A 1860-nucleotide genomic window follows, 5' to 3' on the forward strand; every position below is an offset into this window, starting at 1 on the left:
TTTAGTTTTTCTTAGAAATAAAAACAGCGAAAATCCGAACATTTTCACCTCTCTCACTTTATAACTTTTACAAAATAGTACTTCTCATAAAAAGCGCTCTAGTTAAAGAAAATAAGAGAAAAATCAAAAAAAACAAAAGTTTCTTTTACACTTGTTTCTATATTCGTTACAATGGTTATGGGAAGTTTTTCAAAAGGTTAAGAAAAGCTTACGGGGGTTTTTGAAATCAAAAAGTAGCAGGGGACGATAAAATGAAACATACACACAAAATCATATTGGCTGTCACTTCTGTATGCACTGTTATTATTCTAGGTGTAAGTATCTTTTTTGTTACACAAGCAGCAACAAACAATAAATTAGAAAACACTAGTCAAACAACTCAACACTCAAGCAGCAGCTCAAAACCTGTTGAAGATAAACAAACGACGAAACAGCTTGATCAAGCAAAACAGCTTGCTGCAAGTTATCATTATGATGAAGCCATCGCCTTACTTGAAAAAGACGACGCCAAAGAAGCGCAACAATTGTTAGCAACTTTGAAAAAAGAAAAAGAATCCTTGGTAAAATGGGAAGACCCGACCAAAATCTCACACGTCTTCTTTCATAGTCTGATTGTTGATCCAGCTAAGGCTTTTCATACCCAGCAAGCACAAGGGTATAAAGATTATATGGTCACTATTTCCGAATTCAATAAAACCATTGATCAGTTATATAAAAATAACTATGTTCTTGTTAATCTAAATGGATTAGTCAAAAAAGGAACAGATGGAAAACTGACCTTTACAGGTGTTTCTCTTCCAGAAGGAAAGAAACCGTTAATTCTTTCGCAAGACGATGTCAGCTATTATGAATACATGGACAATTCAGGATTTCCAAGTAAGTTGATTGTCGATAAACAGAACCAAATCAAGAATATTTATATCGACAATAAGAAGGAAACTGTTGGTGACTATGATATGGTTCCATTGATCGATTCATTTATTAAAAAACATCCCGATTTTTCTTATCAAGGCGCCAAAGGAACATTAGCTTTAACAGGCTATAATGGTGTATTAGGTTACCGTACATCAAAATCAGAATATGGTGATAACGAAAAAACAAACAAAGAAATCGGAGCAGCCAAAAAAGTTGCTGATCAATTAAAGAAAGATGGTTGGAGTTTTGCTTCTCATACTTGGGGACACTTGAATATGACACAAGCTTCTTTAGCCGATATCCAACAAGATAATGAACGTTGGCAAAATGAAGTTGCACCTATTTTAGGCAAAACAAATATTTTGATCTACCCATTTGGCGCTGACATCAGCGATTGGCAACCTTATTCTGAAGCAAATCAAAAATTTGCTTACTTGAAACAACAAGGATTTGATATCTTCTGCAATGTCGATGCCTCAACTCCTGCATGGGGACAACTAGGAACTGACTACTACCGTAACGCCAGAATCAATATTGACGGTATCCGTTTCGAAGCTGACCTAAAAGGAGAAAATCCAATACTTGATCAATTTATCAACGTCAAAGAAGTGTATGACCAAAAAGATCGAGGATAGAGGTTGTGAAAGAAGCGTCCAGCTCCGAGCAAATAAGAACTAGATTTCTAAAATAGTTTCTCATATTTTGGAAATCTAGCGCTTATTGCTGAGGAGTTGCTTCTTGAACACCGTGGATAAGGTTGTGAAAAGACCGTTCAGCTCCGCCGACAATAAGAATGAATTTTTCTAAACAGCTTCTCATGTTTTGAAAAATCCAGACTTATTTCAAGGAGTTGGGCTTTGAACACCGTGAATAGAGGTTGTAAAAAAACCGTTTTGACCTGACGATAACCAGTAAAACAGAGGTGAGACGGTTCTGTTGCAAAGT

At 35.8% G+C, this 1860-nt stretch carries 1 protein-coding gene; it reads left to right on the top strand.

Annotated features, from left to right (window positions below; translation table 11 throughout):
* Positions 1–251 precede the first annotated feature (251 nt).
* The gene (locus tag NE257_RS11025; RefSeq protein ID WP_251886480.1) at positions 252–1550 is read left to right on the top strand and encodes a polysaccharide deacetylase family protein; all 1299 of its coding nucleotides are present in this window, start codon (positions 252–254) and stop codon (positions 1548–1550) included.
* The last annotated feature ends 310 nt before the right edge of the window (positions 1551–1860 follow it).

It is taken from the genome of Enterococcus italicus, from assembly GCF_023743875.1.
Lineage (GTDB): Bacteria > Bacillota > Bacilli > Lactobacillales > Enterococcaceae > Enterococcus_G > Enterococcus_G italicus.

Bases quoted from the DNA above. Each gene is read 5' to 3' on its own strand.
- NE257_RS11025 (WP_251886480.1), top strand. From the start codon at position 252: ATGAAACATACACACAAAATCATATTGGCTGTCACTTCTGTATGCACT.